This window comes from Herpetosiphonaceae bacterium (assembly GCA_036374795.1).
GTDB lineage: Bacteria > Chloroflexota > Chloroflexia > Chloroflexales > Kallotenuaceae > LB3-1.
In genome coordinates, this window is the sequence record DASUTC010000085.1 from 1 (window position 1) to 3,677 (window position 3,677).

Annotated in this window: 4 protein-coding genes; 1 reads left to right on the top strand and 3 read right to left on the bottom strand. The window is 61.7% G+C overall.

The genetic code is table 11. The features are described 5' to 3' along the window. A partial coding sequence (locus tag VFZ66_05880) for a hypothetical protein (GenBank protein HEX6288698.1) occupies positions 1-190 on the top strand: 190 nt, incomplete at its 5' end. 489 nt (positions 191-679) lie between these two features. Here the strand turns inward: VFZ66_05880 and VFZ66_05885 are convergent. From VFZ66_05885 to VFZ66_05895, 3 genes are all read right to left on the bottom strand, one after another. After that, positions 680-2,548: an APC family permease gene (locus tag VFZ66_05885; GenBank protein ID HEX6288699.1), complete on the bottom strand. Its 1,869-nt coding sequence runs from the start codon at positions 2,546-2,548 to the stop codon at positions 680-682. A gap of 66 nt (positions 2,549-2,614) precedes the next feature. Beyond that, positions 2,615-2,851 (bottom strand): hypothetical protein, encoded by a 237-nt coding sequence (locus VFZ66_05890; protein HEX6288700.1) that lies wholly within the window; start codon positions 2,849-2,851, stop codon positions 2,615-2,617. A 113-nt stretch (positions 2,852-2,964) separates the two neighbouring features. Beyond that, positions 2,965-3,677: response regulator (locus VFZ66_05895; GenBank protein ID HEX6288701.1), on the bottom strand; the 713-nt coding region annotated here is incomplete at its 5' end.

Genomic DNA, 3,677 nt, shown 5'->3' on the forward strand with positions numbered 1-3,677 from the left:
GGGCGAGAGCTACGTCTTCTTCCTGGAGCCGAAGGCGGACGAGCCGGGCACGCATCTGATGATCGCGCCGGAAGGGCGGTATCGGATCGCGAACGGCACGCTGGAAGCGCTGACGCATGACGGCCTGGCAGCGGAGCTGCACGGCAAGGCGCTGGCCGACTTCGAGCGCGCGGTTGCCGCTGCGAAGTAAACATCACCACAGCGGGTGATCACGCCGGCATGCCGCGAGAGATTTCCGACATGCCTCCGAATGCCGCACGACCTCCTGGATCGCTCCCAGGAGGTCGTAATGACATCGCTTTCTTGAAGGGTGTAGGAAAGAATAGTCCTGCCGATTCTGGATCTCGTGCGCCCACCTTACCCGATTCGCCTCCTCAAGGCCTCCCGCACATCCTCATCCGTAGGCTTGCCGTACGCAGGCGTCGCCGAAACGCGACTATGGCCCAGGATACGCTGAGTCTGCGCGGGCGTGGCCTGCTTCCACAGTCGGTACGCCAGCCCATGCCTGAGCTGATGCGGACTCACTGCCGCGCGCTGCCGCGCCCGCGCACATCGTCTATCAGATTGACGTGGCCGTGCGCGTCGGCCACGTACCGCAGCTTCGGTATCCCATCGCATGCCGGGCCGTTGGGTTCGATGCATCCCTTTGGCCTGTCGTGCCCGCGCGTTCCCGTGCCTGCTAGTGTTCTAATCGATACGGGACGCTGACGACTACCCGATTCTTGCGGAAGAGCAGCGCGCCCTTCAGCAGGAGGGCCGTCTGGTTATGCAGCAGCGCGTGCCACCAGCGCGCCGGGACGAACTCCGGCAGCACCACGGTGATCACATCGGTATCCCAGCGCCGGTCGATCTCATCCAGATAGCGAATCAGTGGGCGGACCAGCGAACGATAGGGGGAGTCGAGGACCACCAGCGGAATATTCCCGCCCCAGGTGCTCCATTTGGCGCGGAGTTTCGCGGTCTGTTCCTCGTCCATCGCGATATGCACGGCGGTGACATTGCCCGGTGCCATTGCCTCGGCATATTTCAGCGCGTTGATCACGCCACGGTGCAGCGTTGAAACCGGCACAATCACCGTGTTATGGAGTGCTGGCGGTGGCGCCAGACCTTCGAGGGAAAGTTGCTTGGCGGCATTGACGTAGTGCGTATGGATGCCCAGAAAGAGCACGACGATCATCGGAATAAGCAGCACAACCATCCACGCGCCTTCCGAGAACTTGGCGATGATAATCACGCACAGCACCATAAAGGTGGTCAGCGCGCCCAGGCCATTCAGAAACGCCGAGCGCCGCCAGCCGCCCTCCTTGAGCCGAAACCAACGCCGGACCATCCCCAGCTGCGACAGTGTAAAGCCCAGGAACACGCCCACCGCATACAGCGGGATCAGGTTGGTGACTCGCGCATTAAAGATGATCACGAGGATCGCCGACGCCGTGGATAACAGCACGATCCCGTTCGAGAACACCAGCCGGTCGCCCAACGATGTAAACTGACGTGGCAAGAAGCGGTCGCGGGCAATAAACGAGGCCAGTCGCGGAAAGTCTGCGAACGCGGTATTGGCTGCCAGGAACAGAATGCTCGCCGTCGCACATTGCAAGATCGTATGCAGCATGCCGTCGCCAAACACGCCGCGCCCGATCTGCGACAGAATCGACTCTTGATTGCTGGGGACCGCGCCATAGCTTGAGAGCCAGGTAATGCCGAGAAACATCGTCAACAAAAAGGCGGCCATCCAGACCAGGGTGAGTCGGGCATTATGCGCCTCCGGCTTCTTAAAGGCCGGCACGCCGTCGGCAATCGCTTCGATGCCGGTCAGCGCCGCGCAGCCGGAGGCAAAGGACGCCATCAGCAGGAAAATCCCGATCGGCTCATAGTGGCTGCCAGCGCCAAACTCGGTTTCGCCTGGTCCGGCGACGGGGCCGGGCGGCGGCATGATCGCGATGGTATCACCCGTGAGCCAGCGAAACACCCCATACCCGATCATCGACAGCACCATGACGAGAAAGATATACGTTGGTGCCGCAAACAGCGTGCCGGACTCGCGCAGGCCACGCAGGTTTGCCAGCGCGATCAGCGCAATTGCGAGCACGGCGATCGGCACACTGTAGGGTGCCAGCGGCTTGATCAACGAGGTCAGCGCGAACACGCCCGCCGAGATCGACACCGCGACCGTCAGGATATAATCGGTCAGCAGCGCCGCTCCCGCAATCAGCCCCGGCACGCGGCCCAGGTTTTCCGAACACACAATATATGAGCCACCGCCCTTGGGATAGGCCGCGATCGTCTGGCGGTACGAAAACACGACGATGATCAACAGCAGCGCGATCACGCCTGCGATCGGGCCAGCGTACCTGAACGCTGCTGCGCCGATCAGCACGGGACCGGCCAGCGCCAGGTGGCGCAAAATTTCTTCCGTGGCATACGCCGACGACGACATTGCATCGGATGAAAAGACCGCGAGGGCTGTCCGTTTGTTTAACCGTTCATGCTCCTGGCGCGCGGTTTCGATGGGTGAGCCGATGACCACCCGCTTCAGTTCCCCTATCATGATCTGTTCAACCTCTTAACCAAGCCGTAGCTGTAGGTCCACCATGGATCGTTCGACCCCGCTCCGTCACCCGGACAAGGCGGGATCGCGCGGCGGATCGGGCGGGACGCGCGGGTTGATCGGGCGATCGGCGCGGGCGTAGACATCCTGGCCCAGCAGCCGACGCGCCGCATCTGATGGCAAGAGGACACCGCGAATGACTCCGCCGAGTTCAAGCCACACGGGTTGACCGGCGCGCTCGACGTTCTGCGCCAGCAGCTCCCAATCAAGATCGGGTGAACTCAGCGAACCAATGCGCTCCATCCATGCCTCCCGCTCACGCATGCACCAGGAGACAGGATACCGGGGTCGATATAAAGATGGGATACGGATGTGCGTCCAACGTATAAGGATTGTATAAAGATCACGGGGACGAGTCAGTCCTGGCTGTCGGGGGGAAGGTGGAAGCGATAGCCGACTCCGACCTCGGTGCGGATATAGGTCGGTTGGGTCGGGTTGGGTTCAATTTTGCGGCGGAGCTGGGCGATAAAGACGCGCAAGGTCTGGGCATCGTCTTCATAGCCTGGTCCCCACACTTCCCGCAAAATATGGCGCTGGGTCAGCACGCGATCGGCGTTGATCACGAATAACCGCAGCAAATCATACTCCGTGGGGGTGAGATGCAGCTCTTGCCCCGCGCGCAGCACCTGACGCCGCTGAACGTCGATCGTCACATCCCCAAAGCGGACGATCGGATCGCGCGTGTGCGGCGGTAGGGTATGCCGCAGCGCGACCCGGATGCGGGCGAACAGTTCATTCATCCCAAACGGTTTTGTCAGATAATCGTCCGCCCCCAGATCTAAGGCGAGCACCTTATCGGCTTCAGCATCACGCGCAGACACGACCACAATCGGGACACGCGACCATTCACGAATGCGCCGACACACCTCAATCCCGTCGCGGTCGGGGAGGCCCAGATCGAGGATGATCACGTCCGGATGCCAGGTGGCGGCGAGGTCAAGCCCGCGTGTTGCGGTTGCTGCGGTTTCAACCTGATACCCGCGTCCATGCAGCGTGGTATGCAGGAGTCGCCGCATCTGCACCTCATCCTCAATAATCAGCACACGGGGTCCACTCATCGGTTGCTTCC